We start from the raw sequence: 25,608 nt of genomic DNA on the forward strand, positions 1-25,608 counted from the left end.
CGGCATTTTTTTCGCCGACGAGCCTTAGCCCTNTCCCTGCCTTTGCGCATGTTTGATGGCTGTTGAAATCCGTTTTTGTGATGGTGCCGCAGGTCGGGACGTCAAAAATAATGGATTTTTCTGCGCCGCAGGGTTGCACGTCCCAAATAATGGATTTTTTCTGCGCCGCAGGGTTGCACGTCCCAAAATAATGGATTTTTCTGCGCCGCAGGGTTGCACGTCCCAAAATAATGGATTTTTCTGTCGCTGCAGGGTTGCATGTCCCAAAATAATGGATTTTTTCTGCGCTGCAGGGTTGCATGTCCCAAAATAATGGATTTTTTCTGCGCTGCAGGGTTGCAAGTCCCAAAATAATGGATTTTTTCTGCGCCGCAGGGTTGCATGTCCCAAAATAATGGATTTTTTCTGCACCGCAGGGTTGCATGTCAAAAAACGATGGCCGTTTTCTGCACCGCAGAGGGTCGTTTGCACGAAAAATGAAATTTTTCATGCCGCGGGAGGGGCGATGGCTCAAATCTCCATACGGAATTTCGATACTGACGACAAAAAAGGCCGTGGCGCATCGGCGTTTCGCGAGTTTTTATTAACTTTGCTCCACATCAACCATCTTATTACATTATTAAATATGAAGAAGTTCTATGCGCTATGCTTGGCCGCGCTCGTTTCGGTAGCGCCGCTGCAAGCTGCTCAAAAACTCACGCTCAACGACGTGACCGGACAGACATTCACTCCAAAAATCATCGCGGGCATGCGCCCCATGCAAGGCACCGACCGCTATGCCAGCATCTCGAGCGACGGCAAGCGCATCGTGGAATATGCGTTTAAAACGGGCAAGCCCACGCGCACGCTCATCGACGTAGGCCACACGCAGGGCGAGCAAATTGCGCAAATCGACGGCTACATTCCTTCGCCCGACGGCCGACGGCTGCTCATTCAGACGCAGACGCAACGCCGCTACCGCCGTTCGTTCACCGCCGAATATTATCTTTTCAACATCCAAAGCAACAAGCTCGAGCGCCTCTCCACAGGCGGACCGCAGCAGGTGCCCACGTGGTCGCCCGATGGCAATCAGGTGGCCTTTGTGCGCGGCGGCAACATCTTTCTCGTGAAACTGCTCTACGACAACGCCGAGAGCCAAGTCACCACCGACGGCCGCGAGAATGCCATCATCAACGGCATCCCCGACTGGGTGAACGAGGAGGAATTCTCGACCAACAAGTCGCTTTGCTTCACGGCCGATGGCACCATGCTGTGCTGGGTGAAATACGACGAGCGCAACGTGAAGGAATATGCGCTGCAGATGTTCATGGGCAGCCATCCCGCGTTGAGCGAAAACGCCGTTTATCCGCATTTCTACACCTATAAATATCCCAAAGCGGGCGAGGAGAACGCGAAAGTGTCGGTGTGGAGCTATGACATTCAGTCCCACAAAACACTTCAAATCAACGTGCCGCTGCCCGCCGATGGCTACATTCCGCGCATCAAAACGCTGGCCGACCCGTCGAAGGTGTTGGTGCTCACCATGAATCGCCATCAAAACGAACTCAATCTCTATGCGGCCAATCCGCGCACCTCGCTGGCGCAGCTCATCATCCGCGAGAAGAGCGAAAAATATATCAAGGAAGAGGTGATGGAAGAGATGCAGGTGGGACAATCGACGTTGCTGCTGCCCAGCGACCGCGACGGCTACATGCACCTTTATCTCTACAACATGAACGGCAGCCTCGTGCGCACGGTGGCCGACGGCAACTACGACATCACCAAGGTCTATGGTTACGACGAAACCACGGGCAACATCTATTATCAGGCGGCGGCCTTAAGCCCCCACGACCGGCAGATTTTCGTGAGCCACAAAAACGGAAAGACAACGCGGCTCACGCAGACCGAAGGGTGGAACACGGCCGTCTTCTCGGGCGATTTCCAATATTTCGTCAACACGTGGAGCGATTATCACACGCCCTACGTCTTCACCGTGCGCGACCGCAACGGCAATCTGCTCTCTACCCTTGAGGACAATGCGGCGCTGCGCCAAAAGCTCGCGCCCTATCAGTTGCCCCAGCGCGAAGCGTTCTCATTCACCACGTCGGAGCAAGTGAAATTGGATGGCTGGATGATGAAGCCCGCCAACTTCAATCCCGGCAAGAAATATCCTGTCATTCTGTTTCAATATAGCGGTCCGGGCAGCCAGCAAGTCATCAATGCGTGGTCGGCTGGTTCGATGGGCAACGGCGGCCTCTACGATGCCTACTTGGCACAGCAGGGGTTCATCGTCGTGTGCGTCGACGGTCGCGGAACGGGCGGGCGCGGTGCAGCTTTCGAAAAAGCCACCTATCTGAACTTGGGGCAATTGGAGTCGCGCGACCAAGTGGAAACTGCGCTGTGGTTGGCCAAGCAGTCCTATGTGGATGCTGGTCGCATCGGCATTTGGGGCTGGAGCTTCGGTGGTTTCAACACGCTGATGAGCATGAGCGAAGGCCGCGGTGTGTTTAAAGCCGGTGTAGCCGTGGCTGCTCCCACCAACTGGCGCTTCTACGACACCATCTACACCGAACGTTACATGCGCACGCCGCAGGAAAATCCGTCGGGCTATGCCACCAATCCCATCACGCGTGCCGACAAACTTCACGGCGCTTTGTTGCTCTGCCACGGATTAGCCGACGACAATGTGCATTTTCAAAACGCAGCCGAATATGCCGAGGCGTTGGTGCAGGCCGACAAGGACTTCAAGGAGAACCTCTACACCAACCGCAACCATAGCATTTACGGCGGCAACACACGCACACATCTCTTGCGCCAAATTGCCAACTGGTTTGCCGAACAGCTCAAATAAAGCTGCTAAATAGGGTTTAAAAACTTGAAAGATAGCCCTTTTTAGGCTGCTTTACACTTTTTTTTCGTACCTTTGCGGCATTCAAATTTGAAAGTAATGGCAAAAAAAGTATTATTTATCAATCAAGAGATTACACCGTATGTGCCCGAGACTTTGCTGTCGACCATGGGGCTCAACCTGCCACAGAAAGCACAAGAAGCTGGTTTGGAAATCAGAACTTTTATGCCGAAATGGGGCAACATCAATGAGCGCCGCGGACAGTTGCACGAGGTCATTCGCCTTTCAGGCATGAATCTCATCATCGACGACACCGATCATACGCTGATTATTAAGGTGGCGTCGATTCCGCAATCGCGCATACAAGTTTATTTCATTGATAATGATGATTATTTCACCCACCGCCAAATGACTGTAGACGAGCACGGAGACGAATATGAAGACAATGGCGAACGCGCAATTTTCTTTGCGCGCGGCGTGCTCGAGACAGTGAAGAAATTGCGTTGGACGCCAGATATTATTCATTGTCAAGGATGGATGAGCGCCGTTATTCCGTTCTATCTTAAAACAGCCTATCGTGAGGAACCCACCTTTGCACATGCAAAAGTGGTAACCTCGCTCTTCAGCGAACAACCCAAGAGCGATCTCGGAAAGAAATTTAAATCGAGCGTTGTTTACAAGGAGGCGAAAAGCAAATTCATGAAAGGCTACAACGACAAATTTGATTATTTGGAATTAGGCAAATTGGCTATCGACTATAGTGATGGTATCATTGAAGCGAATAGGGGCGTTGCTCCCGAGCTATTAGCGCATACTTCCAATAAAAAAGTTCCTTTGCTCAACTTCCCCGGCGACGATTTTATGGATGCCTACGCTGCATTCTACGAGAAAATTTATCCCACCACTGAAGAATAAACAAGATCCGCAAATGAAATTTAGAAATATTGTAACGGGGCTGTGCGTTGCCATGGCTTTTATAGCTTGCGACGACAATACAGGCAACATGGGCCTTGACATTACCGATGGAAGCGACATTCTCAGCGTCAGTACCGACTCGTTTGTTGTCCATTCGCAGTCTGTGGCAGCTGGTCCTTCGATTGCTCGCAATGCCAATGGCTACTTAGGGCAGTTCACCGACCCCGAAACCAATGCGCCCATCACGGCCAACTTCATGACCCAGTTTGCAACCTTAGAAAACTTTTCGTTGCCCACAATCGATAAGATTGCATCGAAAGTTGGCGGAACGATTGTTGCAGACTCGTGTGAATTGCGTCTATTTTATGAAAATGGCGTAGGCGACAGCTTGGCACCATTGCGTGTGAGTATGTTTGAAATGAGCCAGCCGCTCAACCAAAATCAGACTTATACCACCGCCTTTAATCCCGTAACGGCAGGTTTAGTCACCATGTCTGTGCCCATGGCTACAAAAACATTCACATTGCTGGATCAGTCGGTATCTGCTGCAGAGCGGGCAAAGAAAGATTACTCACCCAGCATTCGGCTGCAACTTAATCAACCTTATCAGGATGCAAACGGGAACACCTATAATAATTATGGCACCTATCTGATGCAGCAATATTATCAACACCCGGCATATTTCAGAAACACTTACTATTTCATCAATCATGTGGTTCCGGGGTTTTATTTCAAAATTACAAATGGCACCGGCGCTGTAGCAAAGATTTATAACGCCATGCTTCAAGTGTATTATCGCTACAATGCGAATGGAAAAGTTCGTACAGGTGTCGCTACATTCGGTGGTACACAAGAGGTGAAGCAAGTGACGCAAATCATCAATCAGCCGGCTACGCTCACCACATTGTTAAATGATAACACCGGCACTTATTTGAAAACGCCTGCCGGAATTTTGACAGAACTCACGCTGCCTGTCGATAATATTATGTTAGGCCACGAAAACGACAGTATTAATGCAGCGAAGATTACACTGCAGCGCATCAATAACACATCGCCAAGTGGCTATGCACTGCAAGCTCCCCAACAAGTATTGATGGTTGAACGCGACAGCTTGCAAAGCTTTTTCGACCATCATCAAGTAACCGATTATAAGAATTCATTCACAACTACTCTAAGCAACAACGGCTACACTTTCAGCAACATTGGTTCTTTGGTGCGTAGCATGTATACCAAACGCCAAAAAGGTAGCACATCGCCCCATTGGAACAAGGTGGTCATCATTCCCGTAACGACTACTACAATGCAAGTGCAAGAAAATGGTTACAACAACTTGCTGATTACGGGTGTCTACAATGATCTTAACATTCGTAGCACGAAATTAGTCGGTGGCACTACGCCGCTACGCATCACTGTGATTTATAGCCGTTTTAAATAAGGGTGACAGCATGGCTGATAACTTTTTAGAACGTCAACGGCAAGATTACGAAGCGCGTAAGGCGGCCTGGTTGAAAAACAAAAAGCATCTCACAAAGTTCAAGCGAGTTGCTCCTCAACCACCCGAAGACGAGGCTCTATAAAAGATTAAAATATGAAAAGGGTGTATCACAAAGCGAGATGCACCCTTTTCTAATCTATTGTAATCTTGCGATATTTCAACATAAAACACTGCAAATTATATCACAATTCAGAAGATATTACGCAACAAACTCATCCATTTTATTCACTCATCACAATGAAACAACTCACAATCCTATTCCTGTCTGTCTGCATTGCCCTACCTGCAATAGCACAAAAGAAAGTCATCAACCTCAGTATTCTGGAGACCAGCGATGTGCATGGCAGTTTCTTCCCCTACGAAGTAACGCGTTTGCACGATGCAACCCCAACCATTGACGATATCTTTGCACAACATGCTGCACGAAAAGGTTCGATGGCACGCATCAGTTTCTACGTAAATCAGTTGCGCCAACAGATGGGGAAAAATGTCATCTTGCTCGACAATGGCGATATTTTGCAAGGCCAACCTACAAGCTATTACTACAACTTTGTGGCAACGAAAAAGCCTAACATCGCTGCAGAAGTTATCAACTATATGCGTTATGATGCCGAAACCATTGGCAACCATGACATCGAACCAGGACACGAAGTGTATGACAAATGGATGAAAGAGGTAAAATGTCCCGTGTTGGCTTGTAATGTCATTAACAAGAAAACGGGGCATCCTTACACCTCGCCTTACACCATACTACACCGTGACGGTGTGAAAATCGTAATCATTGGCATGCTCACTCCCGCCATCCCCAACTGGCTTACAGAAGATATTTGGGCAGGGTTGCATTTCGACGACATGGTGACTTCGGCACGAAAATGGATGAAGATTGTGCAAGCAAAAGAGCATCCCGATGTAGTCATCGGTCTTTTTCATAGCGGTCGCGAAGGCGGAATTACGACAAAGGATTATCAAGAAGATGCCAGTTTAAGAGTGGCGCGTGAAGTACCCGGCTTTGATATTGTCATGTTTGGCCACGACCATACCCGCTACAACCAAACACTTACCAACAAGGTTGGGAAGAAGGTGTTGTGCATCAATCCGGCAAATAATGCATTAACTGTGGCGCAAGCCAACGTTCAACTGACGCTTGAAAAGGGACGTGTGATCCATAAAACTATTACGGGAACACTCGTTGATGTGAGCGATTTGCCTATTGACAAAGCCTATATGACCCATTTCACACCGCATTTTGAACAGGTGGCACAATTCGTCAGTCGCAACATCGGCACCTTCACCAATACCATCACCACGCGCGACAGCTACTTTGGCTCGTCGGCCTTTAATGATTTCATCGCCAATCTCATGCTGCAAATCACCCATGCCGACATCGCTTTCAACGCACCTTTGCAATTCGATGCAACCATCAAGGCTGGCCCTGTTTGCGTAGGCGATATGTTCAAACTCTATAAGTATGAGAATCAACTCTATGTGATGCGACTCACGGGCGAAGAAATCCGTAAGCATCTCGAGATGAGCTACGACCAATGGGTCAACACCATGCAATCGCCCACCGACCACTTGTTGCTTTTAGCCAACACACGGGGCGATGCACAACGTTTAGGTTTCAAGAATTTCACCTTCAATTTTGATGCTGCGACGGGCATCGATTACGTGGTTGATGTGACAAAGCCAAATGGTGAGAAGGTAAAAATTCTGCGTATGAGTAACGGACAACCTTTTGATGAGCACGCTTGGTATAACGTAGCCATCAACAGTTATCGTGGAAATGGTGGTGGCGAACTGCTCACCAAGGGGGCGGGTATAGCCAAAGACAGTCTCAAAACGCGCATCGTTTATCGGAGTCCGCGCGATCAACGCTACTATCTGATGAAAGAAATCGAAAAGTTGGGCACGGTTCATCCACAAGCCAACCATAATTGGAAATTTATTCCTGAAGCATGGACTAAGCCTGCAGCACAGCGCGACAGCCTCGCTCTATTTGGGCAGGCCATCAACCTTAAAGACATTAAATAATGCAACCCCTTTGGTTTATATTCTATAAGGATAAGCTATTATTGGCCAAACAAGGCGAGAAATTTGCCGTTCCTGCTGGTGAAGAGGCTCCGGTTGGGCTTAGTAAATCTTCGTCTGTCATGGAAGTTGGGACGATGGATGACGGAACACCCATCAAAACGTTTGCTCTCAGCGCACCTGTCATCAATGATACTGCATTCGAATGGATTGACTTGCGAAAAAGTTTCCATCTGCTTCCGCGCGAGCACTATCTCAAAGCCGGGAAATGTCGCGAGCTGATTTATTGGGATAGCAACACGCAATATTGTGGCACTTGCGGCACGCCGCTACGCATGCATACGCCCATCAGCAAGCGCTGCCCGCAATGTGGCCGAGAGATTTGGCCCGCCCTAAGTCCTGCCATCATCGTTTTGGTGCATAAAGGCAATGAGGCTTTGCTCGTCCATGCACGCAACTTTAAGGGCGATTACTATGGTTTGGTGGCAGGTTTCGTTGAGACTGGCGAAACACTCGAAGAGGCAGTGCACCGTGAAGTGGCCGAAGAAACGGGCATAACCATCACCAATTTGCGCTATTTTGGTAGCCAGCCTTGGCCTTATCCTAACGGATTGATGGTGGGATTTGAAGCCGATTACGTAGCAGGCAATATCCATTTACAAAAGGAAGAACTGTCGCACGGCGCATGGTTCAGTAAAGAGAAATTGCCTGCTGTGCCCGATAAATTGAGCATTGCCCGTAAGATGATTGACCATTGGCGCACGCAAGATTAAACATCAAACACATGATAACTACGATTGAAAGGCTGATTGCACGCCACGCTGCAACACATCCCGATAAAATAGCGATTGCGACACCCCACGAACAACTTACTTATGCGGCATTCAACGAGGCAATTAACCGGCGTGCAGCCGCTTTCACAGCACTTGATAACAAGGCGCAACTCTTTGAAAGCAGCCAAACGCCCGACTTTCTCATCAACTATTTTGCCCTGCATCGTGCAGGCGTTGTAGCTGTTCCCGTGAGCAACAGCCTCGGTAACGACATCCGAAAAGCCCTGCAACAGCAGCTCGAACAGACTTGTTTTCCCACTAATAGTGCAGACGTGCTCTACACTACGGGCACCACAGGTCAGGCAAAAGGAGTGCTCATCAGCCACGAAGCTATCATGGCCAATGCGGAGAACTTAGTGACGGCGCAAGGCTATACGGCCGACACCGTCTTTATTATTTGTGGCCCCATCAATCATTTGGGCAGCTTGTCGAAACTCTATCCCACCTTCATGCAAGGCGCTACCATCTATTTGCTCGAGGGTTTGAATGACCTCAATGCTTTTTTCAACGCCTTCGATTATCCTTCCGACAAGTTTGCTACGTTCATGGTGCCGGCTCATTTGCGCATGCTCATTCATCTTGCGCGGCAGCAACTCAAACAAATAAGCCATAAACTCGATTTCATTGAGACGGGTGCTGCGCCCATGCAAGTTTGCGACATGGAAGAACTGTGTCGTCTGCTGCCCACCACACGCCTTTATAACACCTATGCTTCTACCGAAACGGGCATCATCGCCACCCACAATTTCAACGAAGATCAGTGCTTCCCCGGTTGTGTAGGGCGAGCGATGAAGCATGCGTCTTTTTCCATAACGCCTCAAGGCACGATTGCCTGTGCGGGGCCAACGCTCATGACTGAATATGTCGGTGATGCAGAAGCCACGCAGAAAGTGAAGCACGACGGGCAACTCTTCACCGAAGACTTGGGGCACATTGATGCCCAAGGCCGACTTTTCATTGATGGTCGTCACAGCGAAGTCATCAATATTGGCGGCTACAAAGTGGCGCCTACTGATGTAGAAGCCGCCGCACTTGCCCATCCCGGCGTCTCTGATTGCATCTGCATTGCCACTCCCCATCCCATCACCGACACAGCACTGAAGTTGCTGGTTGTGTGCAAACCTGGTGCAAAATTGGATAAACGCGCCTTAGCACAATGGCTGCAAACACGGTTAGAAACTTATCAAGTGCCCATGCAATACGAAGAAGTGACGGCCATCAAACGCACCTTCAACGGGAAACTCGATCGCAAGGCCTATCGCATGAAATCATTTCAAGAATGAAAAACGAAAGTAGTGCCCTAATAAGCCGGGTTCTGTAACCATCCAAAGATGGCGCTTTACCATTTATCTAAGCCATGAGTCACCCCAAGGCTTGAGCATTCTACCCTCCACAGTTGCATTGAAACGCATCGAGCGGACAGCCCTCAAACTGTGGTTTACATGAACTTGCAGCCTCCAGATGACACAGCCCGATTGTCACCAACCGACTGGTGGTCTCTTACACCACCTTCTCACCCTTACTCCTCGCACGCAACCCCTTCAAAAAGAGGGCGGCATCGAAAAGCGGTTATTTTCTTCTGTCATTTCCTACTGTCACCAATAGCTTCTATATTAGGAAGTGGAGCGTCCTGCGCTGCCCGGACTTTCCTCTCATACACGAATGTATCAGCGGTAAAGCTGGAGCACTACTTTCGCGTTGCAAAGGTATAAAAAAGAAAAGAGCTAAAAACAAAAGCCTGCTGATTATTTGCGATGAGGGCATGAAAAAAGATTGGTTATCTCGCGACAACCAATCTCACTTTTTAACCTTAATAATCTAATACCATGAAAAATACAGGAGCAAAGATAGGGAATTATTTTGAAAGTGCAAATCATTTTCATACTTTTATTTGCTCATTCCACCAAAAATAGCGAATATTGCACTCGGAAAAAGGCGACTATCATCAGCATTTTTGCTGAAAACGTCGTGACTTTTCAACATCTTGACAGAAAAAAAGTAGCAACATGGACATCCAATATGGCATCATTGCCCTGATTCTCATCATCGCCATCGGTTATGCGGCATGGCGCATTTACAAAAGCATCAAGCAAAATTTAGCCTGCAAAGATTATCATTGTGCCGGCTGCGGATTGTATGAGAAATGCAAGAAGAAATCAAAAAAATAAGCAATATATTTGGTCAGATTGATTATTTGCCCTATCTTTGCAACCACAAAAAAACAATGGTACCTTGGCCGATCGGTTAGGTAACGGTCTGCAAAACCGTGTAGAGCAGTTCGACTCTGCTAGGTACCTCAAAACAAAAAGCAGTCATTCCATTTCGGATGGCTGCTTTTCATTTTCCCCTCTGCATGAGGCCCGCCGCCATCCTCGCGCGGTTCTCGCCACATTTCTGAACGCTCGTAGTTGGCCTGCAAGCGTCAAAACCGTTCGGGAATGTATTTGCAGGAGCACTGCAAGCACTGAAACGGCAAAAATATCGTTTCCGCGCTGCACGGTGACGATAAAACGCAAAAATATCGTTCCCGCGCCGCACGGTGACGATAAAATGGCAAGAATATTGTTCCCGCGCCGCACGGTGACGATAAAATGGCAAGAATATTGTTCCCGCGCTGCACGGTGACGATAAAACGCGAAAATATTGTTCCCGCGCCGCACGGTGACGATAAAATGGCAAGAATATCGTTCCCGCGCTGCGCGGTGACGATAAAACGACAAAAATATTGTTCCCGCGCCGCACGGTGACGATAAAACGGCAAAAATATTGTTCCCGCGCTGCACGGTGACGATAAAACGGCGGAAATATTGTTGCCACCATCGTCTGCAACAAATTTCTGTGGCGCAAGTGAACCATTCTTCTTGAAATGTATTACCTTTGCAGCCATAGTTTCAGAAACGGAAATATTTTAATTAAAATAAATGAGACACTACAGATTAGTGGACAATGCGCTGGGTTGGCTCGCATTCTTGATTGCCGCCATCGTGTATTGTTCGACCATTGAGCCGACAGCCAGCTTTTGGGACTGTCCGGAATTCATCACCACAGGTTATAAACTCGAAATAGGGCACCCTCCCGGGGCACCTTTCTTCATGCTCACGGCCAATCTCTTTTCGCAATTTGTGAGCAATCCGTCGGATGTGGCACGCATGGTCAACACGATGAGCGCGCTGCTGAGTGCCACCACCATCATGTTCCTCTTTTGGAGCATCACCCACTTGACGCGCAAGCTCATCTTGAAAGATTGGAGCCAACTGACCCTCGCAAAATGGATCATCATTGAAGCATCGGGCTTAGTGGGCGCGTTGATCTACACCTTCAGCGACACCTTTTGGTTCTCGGCCGTCGAAGGCGAGGTGTATGCCTATTCTTCGGCCTTCACCGCGATTGTGTTCTGGCTCATTCTGAAATGGGAAGACCATGCCGACGAGCCTCACAGCGACCGCTGGCTCATCCTCATCACCTATATGACGGGCTTGAGCATCGGCGTGCATCTGTTGAACCTGCTTTGCATTCCGGCCATCGTGCTGGTGTTCTGCTATCGCAAATTCCCCAACATCGAGCTCAAAGGCTCGCTCATCGCCCTGGCAGTTTCTTTCGTTATTGTGGCCGGCGTGCTCTATGGCATCGTGCCGGGCATCATCACCGTGGGCGGATGGTTTGAGTTGTTCTTCGTCAACACGCTGGGCTGCCCCTTCAACACGGGCGAAATCATCTACATCATCCTGTTGGTGGGCATCGTGCTGTGGGCCATCTACGAAAGCTATACCAACAAGAGCAACCGGCGCAGCAACATCTCGTTCGTGGCCGCTGTGGGCATGCTGGGCATTCCGTTCTATGGCTATGGCTGGTCGGCCGTTTGCATTGGCATTGTAGTGTTGGCCGCACTGTGGTTTGTGCTCAACTATCAGCATGTGGTGGATGGCAAAAAGGTGAACTTGGTCACCGCACGCATCAAGAACACCTCGTTGCTCTGCCTGCTCATGATCATGATTGGTTATTCATCGTATGCCGTCATCGTGATTCGCTCCACGGCCAATCCGCCGATGGATCAGAATTCGCCCGAGGACATTTTTACCTTGGGCAGCTATCTGAGCCGCGACCAATATGGCGACCGCCCGCTGCTCTATGGACAAGCCTACACTTCGCAAGTGGCTTTAAAAGTGAATGGCGACCGCTGCCTTCCCGATATGAATGAGGGCGCGCCCATCTATGGACGGAAAGAAAAAGCCAGCACCAATGAAAAGGATTCTTACTTTGTCGTGAGCCACAAAAACAGCTACAAATATGCGCAGAACATGCTCTTCCCGCGCATGTATGACAATGATCCCGACCACGTTCAAGCCTATGAAGACTGGATGGGCGGTGTCGATGGGCACAATGTGAGCTATGATCGATGCGGCGAAACGGTGAGCGTGAAGATGCCCACCCAATTAGAGAACTTGCGTTTCTTCCTCACTTACCAATGCAATTTCATGTATTGGCGCTATTTCATGTGGAACTTCGCGGGCCGACAGAACGACATTCAAGGTAACGGCGAACTGGAGCATGGCAACTGGATTACGGGCATTTCCTTCATCGACAACTTGCGGTTGGGCGACCAAAGTAAGATGCCCGATGAGCTGAAAAATAACAAGGGACACAACGTGTTCTATTGCTTGCCGTTGCTGCTCGGCGTCATCGGATTGCTTTGGCAGGCGTTCAAAGGCAAGCGTGGCATCCGACAATTCTGGGTGGTGTTCTTCTTGTTCTTCATGACCGGCCTTGCCATTGTCATCTATCTGAACCAAACGCCGCTGCAGCCGCGCGAACGCGACTATGCCTACGCCGGCTCGTTCTATGCTTTTGCCATTTGGTGCGGCTTGGGCGTTGCAGCACTCTACGACCTTGCCAAGCGCTATCTGCATGTGAAAGGCACACCGGTTGCAGCGGGGCTTTCTGTGCTTGCACTTTTAGTGCCCATTCAAATGGCCAGCCAAACATGGGATGACCACGACCGCAGCGGACGTTATACTTGCCGCGATTTCGGGCAAAACTATCTCATGACCCTGCAGGATAAAGGCTATCCCATTATCTTTACCAACGGCGACAACGACACATTTCCGCTTTGGTACAACCAAGAAGTCGAGGGCGTGCGGCGCGATGCACGTGTGTGCAACCTGAGCTATTTGGCCACCGACTGGTATATTGACCAAATGAAGCGTCCGGCCTACAACTCGCCCAGCTTGCCTATCAGCTGGCCACGCTTGGATTTCTGTGCAGGAACGAACGACTATATCACCGTGCAGCCCGAATTGAAGCAGCAAATTCTTTCGTTCTACAAAGACCATCCTGCAGAGGCGAAGGCACAATTTGGCGACAACCCGTTTGAATTGAAGAACATCATGAAATATTGGGTGCGCGCAAAAGATGCCAACATGCACGTCATTCCCACCGACACGGTGTATGTAACCATCGACAAAGCGGCTGTGAAGAAGAGCGGCATGATGTTGGCTTCCGACTCGATACCCAATCAAATGGTGATTTCGCTCTCGGGAAAGAATGCCCTTTACAAAAATGATTTGATGATGCTCGAAATCATTTCACGCAGCAACTGGACACGTCCTGTCTATGTGGCACTCACCGTTGGCGCCAGCAGCTACATGAATTTGGGCAACAACTTCGTGCAAGAAGGTTTGGCCAACCGCATCACGCCCTTCACGACTACCAACAATGGCAAGAATGGAAGTGCCAAGAACTTCGACACCGAAAAAACTTATCGCAATGTGATGACGCGCTATAAGTTTGGCGGTTTGCAGAAGAAAGGCCTTTATGTGGATGAAACCGTCATGCGTATGTGCTACACCCATCGCAGGCTGTTTGCGCAATTAGCACAGGAACTCATCAAGGAAGGCAAATACGACAAGGCGAAGAAAGTGCTCGATAAATGTCTCGAAGTGCTCCCGGCCTACAATATTCCGCACAACTATGTTAGTGGAAGCCTTGACTTGGCCGAGTGCTATGCCATCTTAGGACAGCAGCAAAAGGCCGAGCAACTCTTCAATGCTGTGTGGAAGAACAGCGAGCAATATGTGGACTTCTATCTTGCCTTGTCGGGCAACAACTTCGACATATCGATGAGCGATTGTCTGCGTGAGTTCACCATCATGCAGGAATGCAGCAAAATTGCACCGCTCATCAGCCAGACGTTAGCGAAAAAGACCGAGAAGATTTTCCAAAATAAATTCGTCAATTATCGCGAGAAAGGCGGCTATGTGCCCATACAGAAAGGAAAATAAAAACACAGCGCAACCATGTTTATAGAACAACCTGCAAAATGGTTGCGCTGGCTTTATCCCAGTGCGACTTGGAGAATGGACAAAAGCGAGCATGCAGTTTATCTCACGTTCGACGATGGTCCCATCCCCGGGTCGACACCCTTTATTCTTGAAACGCTTCGCCGCTACAACGTGAGAGCCACGTTCTTTATGGTGGGTGAGAATGTGTTGCGCTATCACGATCTCTACAATCAGATTGTTGCGGATGGGCATCAGGTGGGCAATCACACTTTTAATCACATCGGTGCTTTCAAACATTGGGTCATCACCTATGCCATCAACACCGAAAAGGCCAACGAGCTCATCCACTCACACCTATTCCGTCCGCCTCACGGCTGGATGCGTTACACCGCCTATTGGTGGCTCAAACGGAAATATAGGATTATCATGTGGGACCTTGTTACACGTGATTATTCTAAATGGATGAAGGCAAAAGATGTTGTCGACAATGTGAAAAAGTACGCCCGAAACGGCTCTATCATCACCTTTCACGACTCGCTCAAGAGCATCGACAAACTGAAAACTGCACTCCCACAAGCCATCGAATGGCTCATCAAAGAAGGTTATGAATTTAAAACATTCGAATGACATAGAAGCCCTAACCCTACACATCAAAGCCGAAGCACAACGCCTCGGCTTTTTTGCTTGTGGCATAGCGCAAGCAAGACCGGTAGACGAAGAGACAGCCGCACACTTGAAACGCTGGCTCGATGATGAGAAGTTCGCGGGCATGGACTACATGAACAACAACACTGACAAGCGGCTTGATCCGCGGTTGTTGCTCAAAAATGCGCAGAGTATCATCTGCGTGGCACTGAACTATGCCCCTAAACAAGCCTTCGCCCCACATGAATATCACATTGCGAACTATGCCCTGGGGCAAGACTATCACGATATTATGAAACACAAACTGCGCCAACTGGCAGCGAGTTGTGGTTTTGAAGACGACCTCATCAGTCAAAATCCGCAAGCGAAACGCTGTCGCATCTTCGTTGATTCTGGCCCCATTTTAGAACGCTATTGGGCAGAACGCGCAGGTTTAGGTTGGATAGGAAAAAATCATCAACTGATTATTCCGCATGCAGGAAGCATGTTTTTCTTGGGCGAGATACTCGTCGACCAGCCCCTCATCTACGATGAACCGGCTAAAAATCGATGTGGAAAATGCACCAAATGCCTGCAAGCCTGTCCCACGAAAGCCATCACATCTGACAACGAAATAGATGCCTTTCGCTGCCTTTCCTACCAGACCATTGAAAATCGTTCTGATATTGCAGCGCCCTTTTCAGCCGCATTAGGCAACACGATTTATGGTTGCGATGAATGTTTAAAAGCCTGCCCGTGGAATCGATTTGCCACACCTAACAACACACCCGAACTGCAACCACGCCCCGAACTGCTGGCTATGACGCAAGAGCAATGGCAAAATTTGACCGAAGAAGAATATCGTAAACTCTTCAAAGGAAGTGCCGTGAAAAGAGCGAAATATCAAGGCCTCATGCGAAATATCAAGGCAGCCGCTTGCGCATCACAAAAAAATAAGCTATCTTTACCCCCAAAAAGGAGGGAACATGACACAGAAGATTAACTGCTATCAAGCGGCTTTTTCCTACGTGAAAGCCTTTTTCGAAGCCTTCGCAACAGGCATCCTCGATGGGAAAGCAACGGATAACAACAAAAAGAAACAATATACGCCTCAACAAGTGAAAGCGCAAATGCTTGTTTTCTACCCGCACCTCAATCCTGTGTTCATAGAACTTGTGGCGCCGGTATTGGCAAAACTCACCTATAAAGATGCAGAGACCTTGGCCGAGAAGTTGCGCAACACATTTCAACATCAAGCTCCCGATGCCAAACAATATCTAAAGCTTGTTTGTAGAACACAAAAACTTTACGAGGTCGTTATCAGCGAATATCAGCGCAATTTTGCTTTAATCTTGCAAGGTAATTTAAACACTGAAGACAGCAGTTGCACACAGCACAAGGGCATTCGGCTCGCATTCATCGATGAACCCACCGCTATTCATCTCTTGGTGAGGCTCATCATGAAGACCTATGTCAAGGCACTTCGATTGGCTAATCCACAGAAGTCCAGCCTCGACCAGGCCTCAATCTACAAACTTATTCTTACCAACCTGCACGTCATTCGTGGGGAGGTGCAAACAAAAGAACCCCCCACCGACCTCTATGAACTCTTTAAAATGGCATGCGGAAACGAGACTAACATGAACGTTACGTATAACGCCATGACTGAAATGTATCGGGAATTAGCAACCGAAGATCATATTATCGCATTTGATGACCAAGCCAACTGAGAAAGAAGCGCTCAAAAAGAGTCGACTTTACCAACAGATTGTAACGCTCACACGTCTCACAGACACCTATCAATTAGATGCAATCCTGGGGCTTATCCCTGGAGGAATAGGTGATTTCGTGGCCGCATTCTTTGCTCTTGCCCACATCTTCTTCGGGGCATTCAAACTGCGTTCTATTCCCCTCACGCTGGCTTTGCTCAACAACATGCTGCGCGATGTGCTCTTGGGGCTGCTACCTTTTTATATCGGCAACGTGATAGACTTTCTCTATCGCTCCAACAAAAAGAATATGGCGCTCATCGATGGCTTCCTCAACGACGATCCCATCATCATGCATCAAGTGAACACCAAAGCGCGACAGGCTGCATTTACGCTCGTTTTGCTCATGCTACTCATCATCTTGTTAGTGGCTCTTTTGGCTTGGATGGTAGCCAAATTGGGCTCACTGCTTTTTACTTAAAAATGCAAAGCCGAACAGCAAGCGCAGCAATCGCTACCACATCGCATAGAAAAGTAACGCAAATCGTGCCACAATCTACAGCAGATTGCAGCACGATTTGATTGCTTTTAGAACGGTGCAGATAACTTTACCCCACAGCCAGTTGCTCTAATTTCAACGACATGGGGAACACTACTTCATTCTCCATGGCCGTGTGCTCCTCTAAAGCTGCACGAAAATCGCGCAACAGCCCCAGCACCTCGCGCCAATCCTCGTCGGCTTCAGCTGGTGCCGTGTAGTTGTTTGTCAGTTCGGCAATACGTGCGTGACGGGCCAACTCATCATCATGGTCGGCCATCATCACCTGAATAGGCCCCTGAATCGAACCACAATGGAACGCTTCAACCTGCTGCCCTAAATCATGTGCACGCCACATCTCCATGATATAAGGATAAAGCACCTGCTCCTCCTTGTGGCAATGCGTGTCTAAATCATAAAGCGAATTGCGGAAATGGTCGGCCACCTTCAGCAAATTCGGAGCATCATTGCGGTGCGCCTCAGCTACAGCGAGGAGTTTATCCAAAATCGCCGGCCCCTCTTCACGAATGCCCCGATGATGCACCTTCAACACATAATCGACCAACAAATCTAATGGCCACTGCTCAAAAGCATAAATCGTTTTCATCTTTTTCTCTTTTTCGTTTATATTTTGATGCAAATTTACAACGAAACAACCACGCACGGCAGCACAAATGTGCCCAAATCGGGGTTAAGAGAGGTTAATCGAGCCTTTTTCATGCCCATTCATGCAATTTCTTCGCCACTTATTTCGCCATTCCACAAAAAACTACTACTTTTGGGAGAAACATAAACAAATTCGCCATGTGTAAAATAACTACTGAAAATTTTGATGAACGCTATGTAGACAAAATAGAGTTATCAGAAATCGACAAATTCGTTTGTAACGAAATGGGCAGGCAAATTCACCGTTACATCAAAGGGATGTCGGGAACAAAAGACATGATGCAAAAGTTTGAAGCCTCGCTGGCCAAGCTTAGCATTCCACAACGCGAAGAAGCCATTGCTAACTACATCGATCTCAACCGAAAAGCCATTAGCGGATTGGATTGGAAGATGGTTATCATGCGTGCCGCAGCCAACTATTGCGACACCTACAGCTATTGGCACAGCATGGTTAACAATCCGCGGCGCATTGTGGCCTATCTGCAACGCGTGAAAAAGAAGTATATCCGCTTCCATGAGATTTTCGAACAGAATGGAAAGTTTGGCATTCGCAACCATGAAGGCAAAATTCTCGTTCACCCGCTATACGATTTCCTGCGCACGCCCTATGTCTATATCGACGACTTGTGCCTCATGCCCGTCATTGCAGAGAAGAATAAAAAGATGGGACTCATTCTGCCCGACGGAAAAGACACTGTCATTGCCGAATTCATTTACGATGATATGCAGCTCCGTTCCGAACCACCTTACTTTGAAGGAATCATAGGCCGCAAACATATTCTCATCGATCGTTACGGCACAAAACGCACAAAAATGAAAGCATGCAAAGAAGTTTAAAACAGCATGAGGGCGATCGTGCAAACAATATAACGATATTAAAAACATCCACCTTGCATGATAATGGCAAGCTGGAACCCTTTTTAGAATCAAACTTTTAGCCAAAGTAAAGGCAATGATGCGCATTCTTTTGGGGTATTTGGCAATTTTTTTCTACAAAAAGTTTTTCCTTTTCTCAAAAAAAGGGTTACCTTTGCCGCCGAATTAAACAGAAAGTGTTTGTATGCAGACGAAAAATAATTTTTCAAGCAGTGTAAGTTTTAACATCTTTTATTTGGTAGAACCAAATAAAAGTGTAACACACACACACACACACACACACACACACATTCTAACAACGGTCTAAGTCTCTGTACTAAGGCGATAGCGGTGCGCCCGGCGCGGGCGTCGGTTCGCCGTCTCAAGCATCTGCAAGGAGCTTTTAAAGCTCTTTGCAGATGCTTTTTTGCGTGTGTGTAACTGAACCTGTGAAGTAAGAAATCAATAGTAATAAATATAATCATTTAAACAAAACAAAAAATGAAGAAAAAATTGTATGAAACGCCTGTGAGCACGGTCATCCACCTCGCGACCGAGCACTATTTGTTGGACGGAAGCGGTCCCAAGGCACGACCGGGCGGTGACCAAGGCGGAAGCGTCACGATTGAAAACCCCAGCGAGGATGATGACGACACCGACATCTCGGGCGCTAAGCGCTGGGGTGGCGTATGGGAAGAAGAGGATTAGACCCTTGTCCCACCAAAGTAGATAACAATTTAAAAAGGTAATCAATGACAAGAAAATATTTCTATAACAACAGTCTGCGGCACGCCATTCCATTCGCTGCCGCAAGTTTTACGGTAGGCCTTGCACTGTTTGCTTGTTCCGACAAAGATATTGATTCGAATGAGAACAACGGCAAGGCGCTCGTCGCTTTTAATGTTTCGGAAAAGCAAGACCAGGAGCAAGCCGGTGCCAAAAGCTACGGCCCCATCAGTCGCGCGGCTTTTACGCGCGAACTTGCCCTGCAAGACCTTGCACCCGAAGACCTCACGATGCAGAAGCTGCCCGTGCAAGGCAAAGCCGGTGCAGGACTTTGTTTGATAGAAACCACACTCCCGGGTGTGCCCTCGCAACGCGAAGCCACAGCGCAAACCCGTGCCGACATTACAACCATGCCCACGATGCAAAACTTCTCGACCACAGCTTTCTATGGCTATTCCGACACGAGCCTCGAGCCTTGGTTCTATGATAAGGACACGAAGAAGGATGGCAACCTCGTTACCCCCATCTATTGGGATTGGATTAAAAACCACGGTTGCTTCTATGCGGTTTACCCGAAACCCGACAACAACAAGATAAAGCTCTCGCCGGCAAGCCACACAGGCACGCCCTACGTTAACTTTGAAGTAGAGCCCGATGTAAAGAATCAAAAGGATTTGATGACGGCTTGCTCGGGCAATGTGCACACCGATATTGGCACGATGAGTGCTACGGCACCGCGCACCGACCTCACCTTCCGCCATGCGCTCACGGCTGTGCGCTTCAAAGTGGGACAAAACCTGTCGTGGAACAAAACGATTATACAGGTAGAAATCGTTGGTGCAAAGGGCAAAGGCAAATACACCCTTCCCACCGATAAAAACCACATCGGCACATGGAGCGAAGTCTCCACACCAACCACCTTTACTCTTAGTGGTGTGAGCGTCAGCACCACGGGAGCGGTGAACAATGTTATTATGGGGCACAATCAAGACAACTATGTATTCTATATGATTCCGCAAACGCTTACGGGCGCAGGCGTGCAGGTAAAAGTTTTTTTCTCTGACGGTTCCACGCCCATCACCGCCACCCTCACAGGCCAGTGGAAGCCCGGCACGACGAAGACCTACGCCCTGTCGCAGAACACGTCCGACTGGAGCTACGTTCTGAACGTCGTAAGCCCGACAACACCCGCAGCCTACAACCAGACCGCAGCAGGCAACTACACCATCCAGAGCTACCGTCAGTCGGGCGGCACACTGCAGCCCGTGAAATGGAAAGTAGTAGGTTATCAGGAGAGCACCGACGGTGGTGCCAACTGGTCGGCACTCAGCACCACGAAGCCCGCATGGCTTACCTCGCTAAGCAAGGAAAGCGGCGATGGCGTTATATCAGGCAGTGAAAGCGGCGCAGCCACCGTGCAGGTAGCTACCATTGTCGAGAAGCTCACTGCACGCAACAACGCATTGAAGACAGCCACAGCCAAAGGCTCTGCCAGTAACCATTACGACCTGTCGACCTACGACTACAAAGGCAACTCTACAAACCGCAACACGGCCAACTGTTACCTTATCTCTGCCCCGGGCTACTACAAAATACCTTTGGTTTACGGCAACGCCATCAAGAACGGAACCAACAACACCAGTGCTTACATCAGCACCACAATACCGGCTACCACGGTGTTTGGTTGGGACGAAGGGCTACTTCACAACTTCCAAGACCATGCCAATCAGGACATCACCACTCCCTGGATAACGCTGAACAACGGCGGTGTGAATGCTCCCGACGGTGCCAAACTTGTCTGGGCCGATGAGAGCGGCCTTGTAACCAACCTGTCAGTAACAGGCAGCGGCACCGATGGCTTTGTAAACTTTGAGGTTCCTGCCTCGGCTATCAAGAATGGCAACGCCGTCATTGCCGTAACCAAGGGCGGCACGGTGGTATGGTCATGGCATCTGTGGTTCACTACCCAGGACGCACTTCATACAATTGCCTGTACGAATGCATCCAACAAAGTCAACAAATTCACCACGGAAAACCTCGGCTGGAAATACACCTCATTGCAAGGTACAAGCTATTCAGTATCCCGCAAAGTCAGGATTAAGGTTGAACAGGAAGTTGCCAACAACGGAACCCGTCAGCATGGCGAAATTACCATCACGCAGAACGACTACAACGGTATAGGGCAGGGCTATGGTACGCTCTACCAGTTTGGCCGTAAGGATGCCATGCCGGGTAAGGATGGTATTGTTGCTCAGGGTAGTTTCTCATTTGATGCTGGCCCCCATGATGCTACTATAGGTTATGCCATTCAGCACCCCGAGAGTATGCTTAATGCTGTATATGGGGGGGGAAATTACTGGAACTGGTGCGGCTGTGATTATCATAACTTCTGGTCGGTAAACAACACGTCTTCGGCCCAAACTACCACCCCCGTAGACAAGACCATTTACGATCCCTGTCCTGTAGGCTTTGAGATGCCGGCCGGAGATGCCTTTACAGGTTTTACAGCCTCCGTAAACGGTGCCTGGGACAACGGATGGCACTTCAATAACAAAACTGCCAACCCCGATGCCACCATCTATTTCCCCGTTACGGGTAATAGACAGAATGCTATGGGTACCCCGGCAGACGGCTGGTACTGGATGGCATCTCCTGACTTCCGTGACGGTGCAGGGGTTATGCACTTCAGCTCAGGTGGCGTGAATTCGTGGGAACGGACCGGCAGGTATCTTGGCGGTGCCGTCCGTCCCGTAGCAGAATAATCCGATTGATTTGGTTCATTCGGTTTATTGCCTGTGGGCGAAGTTGGCCGTTGATTATGGGCGGATTGTACGTGGATGGATGATGCCGTTTAATGGAATGGTGCAAAAAGGTATGATGGAGTTTGGTAGGGGCGGTGCCTGTGTGCCCGCCCGTGTCGCCCCGCGAGGGCGCATCCATCGTTAAATCCTCGTGCATGATACGTGATGCGCAAATATATTTTGGTATGGAAACGCCGCCACGCGGACGTTCGGGCGGGCACACAGGCACCGCCCCTACCATTCCACTTGAGCAAACCTCGAAAAATAAAATTGGATGCCTGCTCACTTTGAGCAAACGCCAAAAAATAAATTTGAGACTTGCCCAAGGTTGGGCAAACGATAAAAAAATAATTTGAGACTTGCCCAAGGCTGGGCAAACGTCAAAAAAATAATTTGGGACTTGCCCAAGGTTGGGCAAACGATAAAAAAATAATTTGGGACTTGCCCAAAGCTGGGCAAACGCTAAAAAAATAATTTGGGACTTGCCCAAAGCTGGGCAAACGATAAAAAAATATTTTGGGACTTGCCCGAAGCTGGGCAAACGGCAAAAAAAGATTTTGAGACTTGCCCAAGATTGGGCAAATAATAAAAAAAGATTTTGAGGTGCGCAAGGCATTTGAAAGCGTACCTCACGATTTTAAAAAGATAATTTGGCCCTTCGGGACCTTTTAGTTAATGATTTAAATAAAAAGACCTATGGAGATTGAAACATTAGGATTGAAAAGCGTGAGCAACGGCGCGCATTTCGTGTTTATCGAGTCTATTTGCAAACGGCTGGACTCGGAGACGGAGTTGTTGAAAAACGAGTATTTAAAAAAGGCGGCCGACACGTTGAAAGCGGCTTTTAACGAGGAAAACCGCTACTTTGCCTTGTCGAAGAAAAATGCTTCGACCGATGAAATTTTGGCGGCCGATGCCGACCGCGATACGTTGTATTCGGCCTACTACCGAGCAGTGAAGAGTTTTTTGCGCGTATCGACGCCCGACTTGCATACGGCGGCCAAAACGCTTTGGCAAAGCCTGGTGGACTATGGCATCAAGCCTTCAATGCAGTTGGAACGCGAGACGGGTGCCATTCAAAACCTGTTGGCAGATTGTGAGCAAAAATACAGCGCCGAGGTGGCCAAATTGGGCTTGCAAACGGTGTTGGCGTCGCTGAAAACGGCCAATGCGAAGGTGAGCGAACTGCTCTACAGCCGCACCACGGAGCAGTCGAAACAGGTAGCGGGTGCGCTGCGCAAGGCACGTCAGCAATCCGACGAAGCCTTCAAGCAGGTGCGCAAGGTGGCCAATGCCATGGCTACGTTGGGCAGCGCCGAGGCCCTGAAACCCTTCGCCGATTTCGTGAATCAGCTCATCAAGCGGTATGAGGACGAGGTGCTGCCGAAAAAGAAGAAAGTGGATGATGGCAAGCAACCCGGCGATAAGCCTGGCGACGGAAAGAAACCTGGTGATGGTGGTAAAACACCCGATGGCAAAAAGCCGGGTGGTGACGCTGCAAAGCCGGGCGATGGTGGCGATGGCAAGGATAAACCCGGCGGCGGTAAAGATAAGCCGGGCGGAAAAGGTCAGGGCGATGCTACGGTGACGCCGAAAGAATAAATTGTTTTAAAACAAAAGGCGTCATCCACGGTGACGCCCAAATCATAACATACACACACTTTTTTATTTTAAGAATGGGGGCGGGAGTGCGCGATGCATTTCCGCCCCCGATGTGTGTTGTGTGGATTGTTTACGCGTTTCGTTTGGGCGGTTGGTGTCGTTGGGGAGGATTGTACGCGGATGTATAACGGAGTTTGGTAGGGGCGGTGCCTATGTGCCCGCCCGTGTCGCCCCACAAGGGCGCATCCATCGTTCATCCCCCGCGCACAATGCGTGTATTTTTGGTATGGAAACGCCGCTACGCGGACGTTCGGGCGGGCACATAGGCGCCGCCCCTACGGTTTCGTTTGGGTGGATTACGCGCAAACGGTTGATTTCGTTTGGATGGATTGCGCGTGAGTGGTTGATGTCGTTGGGGTGAATTGTGTGGAAATGGTTATTTTGTTTGTATGGAATTGTGTGGAAAAATATGATGGAGATGGGTAGGGGCGGCGCCTGTGTGCCCGCCCGTGTCGCCCTGTAAGGGTGCATTCATCGTTCATCCCCGCGCACCATGCGTGATACACAAAACCTATTTCCCGTATGGAAACGCCGCTACGCGGACGTTCGGGCGGGCACACAGGCGCCGCCCCTACGGTTTCGTTTGGGCAGATTGCGCGTGGGTGGTTTTGTTTGTTTGTTGGGAAAACGGTGCACATGAACCAACACCATCGGTGTTGTACTTTTGTCAGCCCAGGGTTGATTGAGCGCAGCGAAATCTACCCTGGGTAAAGTCGTGGAGGGGAACCTATGCCATCGGCATTGTACTTTTTAAAATCAATTTTCGTATGGAGAAATCATTCGCGAATAATCCATTCGCCGCATGTGGTAATGATGTGTGATGAGAAAAAGTACAACCCCCAAGGGGGTAGCCTCCTCGCTTGCACTGTTACCCAGGGTAGGCTGCGTTGCACTTGCCAACCCTGCGCTATCGAAAGTATAACCCCGATGGGGTAATGGCACACCACGTGGTTTGATGGAGATTGGTAGGGACGGATTGCACATGGACGGTTGATTTCGTTTGGGGTAAATTGTGCGTAAATGGTATTTTGTTTGTGTGGGATTGCGTGGAAAAATATGATGGAGATGGGTAGGGGCGGTGCCTATGTGCCCGCCCGTTTCGCCCCACAAGGGCGCATCCATCGTTCATCCCCCGCACACAATGCGTGTATTGGTTGGTATGGAAACGCCGCTGCGCGGACGTTCGGGCGGGCACACAGGCACCGCCCCTACGGTATCGTTTGGGCAGATTGCGCGTGGGTGGTTTTGTTTGTTTGTTTGTTTGTTTGTTGGGAAAACGGTGCACATGAACCAACACCATCGGTGTTGTACTTTGGTCAGCCCAGGGTTGATTGAGCGCAGCGAAATCTACCCTGGGTAAAGTCGTGGAGGGGAACCTATGCCATCGGCATTGTACTTTTTAAAATCAATTTTCGTATGGAGAAATCATTCGCGAATAATCCATTCGCCGCATGTGGTAATGATGTGTGATGAGAAAAAGTACAACCCCCAAGGGGGGTAGTATCCTCGCTTGCACTGTTACCCAGGGTAGGCTGCGTTACACTTGCCAACCCTGCGCTATCGAAAGTATAAACCCCGATGGGGTAATCCGCCCCGAAGTATGTATGGTGGATTTGGAGTTGTTGCGCAAGCGGGCTGTTGGGCTGACTGT

At 49.2% G+C, this 25,608-nt stretch carries 25 protein-coding genes, 1 tRNA gene and 1 other RNA gene; 23 read left to right on the top strand and 4 right to left on the bottom strand.

Translation table 11 applies throughout. The annotated features are described in order from the left end of the window. Positions 1–625 precede the first annotated feature (625 nt). The 7 genes from HMPREF9431_RS01470 to HMPREF9431_RS01500 all read left to right on the top strand — a co-directional run bounded on the left by HMPREF9431_RS01470 (position 626) and on the right by HMPREF9431_RS01500 (position 9,381). Positions 626–2,830, top strand: a complete 2,205-nt coding sequence (locus HMPREF9431_RS01470) for a S9 family peptidase (RefSeq protein WP_040561022.1) — start codon at positions 626–628, stop codon at positions 2,828–2,830. 96 nt (positions 2,831–2,926) lie between these two features. After that, the gene (locus HMPREF9431_RS01475) at positions 2,927–3,742 is read left to right on the top strand and encodes a glycogen/starch synthase (protein ID WP_004379290.1); all 816 of its coding nucleotides are present in this window, start codon (positions 2,927–2,929) and stop codon (positions 3,740–3,742) included. Between the two features lie 13 nt (positions 3,743–3,755). Beyond that, positions 3,756–5,177 (top strand): DUF4270 domain-containing protein, encoded by a 1,422-nt coding sequence (locus HMPREF9431_RS01480; protein ID WP_004379291.1) that lies wholly within the window; start codon positions 3,756–3,758, stop codon positions 5,175–5,177. A gap of 10 nt (positions 5,178–5,187) precedes the next feature. Continuing rightward, positions 5,188–5,319 (top strand): hypothetical protein, encoded by a 132-nt coding sequence (locus tag HMPREF9431_RS13340; RefSeq protein WP_004379292.1) that lies wholly within the window; start codon positions 5,188–5,190, stop codon positions 5,317–5,319. 155 nt (positions 5,320–5,474) lie between these two features. Further along, entirely contained in the window at positions 5,475–7,268 is a 1,794-nt protein-coding gene (locus HMPREF9431_RS01490; RefSeq protein WP_004379293.1) for a bifunctional metallophosphatase/5'-nucleotidase, read from the top strand. Continuing rightward, entirely contained in the window at positions 7,268–8,038 is a 771-nt protein-coding gene (gene nudC, locus HMPREF9431_RS01495; protein ID WP_004379294.1) for an NAD(+) diphosphatase, read from the top strand. The genes HMPREF9431_RS01490 and nudC overlap by 1 nt, the downstream gene beginning before the upstream one ends. An 11-nt stretch (positions 8,039–8,049) precedes the next feature. Then, positions 8,050–9,381, top strand: coding sequence for a class I adenylate-forming enzyme family protein (locus HMPREF9431_RS01500; RefSeq protein ID WP_004379295.1), 1,332 nt, complete (start codon positions 8,050–8,052; stop codon positions 9,379–9,381). 5 nt (positions 9,382–9,386) lie between these two features. On the opposite strand, the gene rnpB is transcribed toward HMPREF9431_RS01500, so the two are convergent. After that, positions 9,387–9,789, bottom strand: an RNA gene (rnpB, locus tag HMPREF9431_RS11970) — RNase P RNA component class A. A 315-nt stretch (positions 9,790–10,104) separates the two neighbouring features. Between rnpB and HMPREF9431_RS12685 the strand changes: the two genes are divergently transcribed. Together HMPREF9431_RS12685 and HMPREF9431_RS12690 are read left to right on the top strand one after the other, a co-directional pair. Next, complete coding sequence (locus HMPREF9431_RS12685; RefSeq protein ID WP_004379296.1) at positions 10,105–10,266, top strand: hypothetical protein; 162 nt, start codon at positions 10,105–10,107, stop codon at positions 10,264–10,266. A gap of 58 nt (positions 10,267–10,324) precedes the next feature. Then, positions 10,325–10,395 (top strand) — tRNA-Cys (locus HMPREF9431_RS12690). A 125-nt stretch (positions 10,396–10,520) separates the two neighbouring features. On the opposite strand, the gene HMPREF9431_RS12695 is transcribed toward HMPREF9431_RS12690, so the two are convergent. Then, positions 10,521–10,985, bottom strand: a complete 465-nt coding sequence (locus HMPREF9431_RS12695) for a hypothetical protein (protein WP_155812907.1) — start codon at positions 10,983–10,985, stop codon at positions 10,521–10,523. Between the two features lie 34 nt (positions 10,986–11,019). Here HMPREF9431_RS12695 and HMPREF9431_RS01505 point away from each other — a divergent pair, with 34 nt between their 5' ends. The 5 genes from HMPREF9431_RS01505 to HMPREF9431_RS01525 are packed head-to-tail and all read left to right on the top strand — an operon-like array spanning position 11,020 to position 17,190. After that, the gene (locus HMPREF9431_RS01505; RefSeq protein ID WP_004379298.1) at positions 11,020–14,376 is read left to right on the top strand and encodes a protein O-mannosyl-transferase family; all 3,357 of its coding nucleotides are present in this window, start codon (positions 11,020–11,022) and stop codon (positions 14,374–14,376) included. A gap of 15 nt (positions 14,377–14,391) precedes the next feature. Then, positions 14,392–15,003: a polysaccharide deacetylase family protein gene (locus HMPREF9431_RS01510; protein ID WP_004379299.1), complete on the top strand. Its 612-nt coding sequence runs from the start codon at positions 14,392–14,394 to the stop codon at positions 15,001–15,003. Further along, positions 14,981–16,003, top strand: a complete 1,023-nt coding sequence (gene queG, locus HMPREF9431_RS01515) for a tRNA epoxyqueuosine(34) reductase QueG (RefSeq protein ID WP_004379300.1) — start codon at positions 14,981–14,983, stop codon at positions 16,001–16,003. Before HMPREF9431_RS01510 ends, queG begins: the two co-directional genes overlap by 23 nt. Next, entirely contained in the window at positions 15,987–16,730 is a 744-nt protein-coding gene (locus HMPREF9431_RS01520) for a hypothetical protein (RefSeq protein ID WP_004379301.1), read from the top strand. Before queG ends, HMPREF9431_RS01520 begins: the two co-directional genes overlap by 17 nt. Next, positions 16,714–17,190 carry a DUF4112 domain-containing protein gene (locus HMPREF9431_RS01525; RefSeq protein WP_004379302.1) on the top strand — a complete coding sequence of 159 codons (477 nt, stop codon included), beginning with the start codon at positions 16,714–16,716 and terminating at the stop codon, positions 17,188–17,190. Before HMPREF9431_RS01520 ends, HMPREF9431_RS01525 begins: the two co-directional genes overlap by 17 nt. A gap of 127 nt (positions 17,191–17,317) precedes the next feature. Here HMPREF9431_RS01525 and HMPREF9431_RS01530 read toward each other — a convergent pair whose 3' ends face one another. Then, a complete protein-coding gene (locus HMPREF9431_RS01530; protein ID WP_004379303.1) occupies positions 17,318–17,854 on the bottom strand; it encodes a hemerythrin domain-containing protein in 537 nt (178 codons plus the stop codon). A gap of 197 nt (positions 17,855–18,051) precedes the next feature. Here HMPREF9431_RS01530 and HMPREF9431_RS01535 point away from each other — a divergent pair, with 197 nt between their 5' ends. The 8 genes from HMPREF9431_RS01535 to HMPREF9431_RS12710 all read left to right on the top strand — a co-directional run bounded on the left by HMPREF9431_RS01535 (position 18,052) and on the right by HMPREF9431_RS12710 (position 24,668). Next, complete coding sequence (locus HMPREF9431_RS01535; protein WP_004379304.1) at positions 18,052–18,750, top strand: hypothetical protein; 699 nt, start codon at positions 18,052–18,054, stop codon at positions 18,748–18,750. 519 nt (positions 18,751–19,269) lie between these two features. Continuing rightward, positions 19,270–19,476, top strand: coding sequence for a hypothetical protein (locus HMPREF9431_RS01540; RefSeq protein ID WP_004379305.1), 207 nt, complete (start codon positions 19,270–19,272; stop codon positions 19,474–19,476). Positions 19,477–19,520: 44 nt separating this feature from the next. After that, positions 19,521–22,256, top strand: a complete 2,736-nt coding sequence (locus HMPREF9431_RS01545; protein WP_004379306.1) for a fimbrillin family protein — start codon at positions 19,521–19,523, stop codon at positions 22,254–22,256. A 10-nt stretch (positions 22,257–22,266) separates the two neighbouring features. Then, entirely contained in the window at positions 22,267–22,440 is a 174-nt protein-coding gene (locus tag HMPREF9431_RS12700; RefSeq protein ID WP_155812908.1) for a hypothetical protein, read from the top strand. 40 nt (positions 22,441–22,480) lie between these two features. Next, positions 22,481–22,651, top strand: a complete 171-nt coding sequence (locus tag HMPREF9431_RS12705; protein ID WP_155812909.1) for a hypothetical protein — start codon at positions 22,481–22,483, stop codon at positions 22,649–22,651. 340 nt (positions 22,652–22,991) lie between these two features. Continuing rightward, positions 22,992–23,897, top strand: coding sequence for a DUF6261 family protein (locus tag HMPREF9431_RS01550; protein WP_004379308.1), 906 nt, complete (start codon positions 22,992–22,994; stop codon positions 23,895–23,897). Positions 23,898–24,183: 286 nt separating this feature from the next. Continuing rightward, positions 24,184–24,318 (top strand): hypothetical protein, encoded by a 135-nt coding sequence (locus tag HMPREF9431_RS13610; RefSeq protein WP_262502392.1) that lies wholly within the window; start codon positions 24,184–24,186, stop codon positions 24,316–24,318. Between the two features lie 161 nt (positions 24,319–24,479). Beyond that, positions 24,480–24,668 (top strand): hypothetical protein, encoded by a 189-nt coding sequence (locus tag HMPREF9431_RS12710; protein ID WP_004379309.1) that lies wholly within the window; start codon positions 24,480–24,482, stop codon positions 24,666–24,668. Between the two features lie 45 nt (positions 24,669–24,713). Here the strand turns inward: HMPREF9431_RS12710 and HMPREF9431_RS12715 are convergent, their stop codons facing one another. Continuing rightward, a complete protein-coding gene (locus HMPREF9431_RS12715) occupies positions 24,714–25,079 on the bottom strand; it encodes a hypothetical protein (RefSeq protein WP_155812910.1) in 366 nt (121 codons plus the stop codon). Positions 25,080–25,116: 37 nt separating this feature from the next. Here HMPREF9431_RS12715 and HMPREF9431_RS12080 point away from each other — a divergent pair, with 37 nt between their 5' ends. Further along, the gene (locus HMPREF9431_RS12080; RefSeq protein ID WP_196794573.1) at positions 25,117–25,317 is read left to right on the top strand and encodes a hypothetical protein; all 201 of its coding nucleotides are present in this window, start codon (positions 25,117–25,119) and stop codon (positions 25,315–25,317) included. Positions 25,318–25,608: the final 291 nt, after the last annotated feature.

It is taken from the genome of Segatella oulorum F0390 (assembly GCF_000224615.1).
In the GTDB taxonomy this organism is placed as follows: Bacteria; Bacteroidota; Bacteroidia; order Bacteroidales; family Bacteroidaceae; genus Prevotella; species Prevotella oulorum.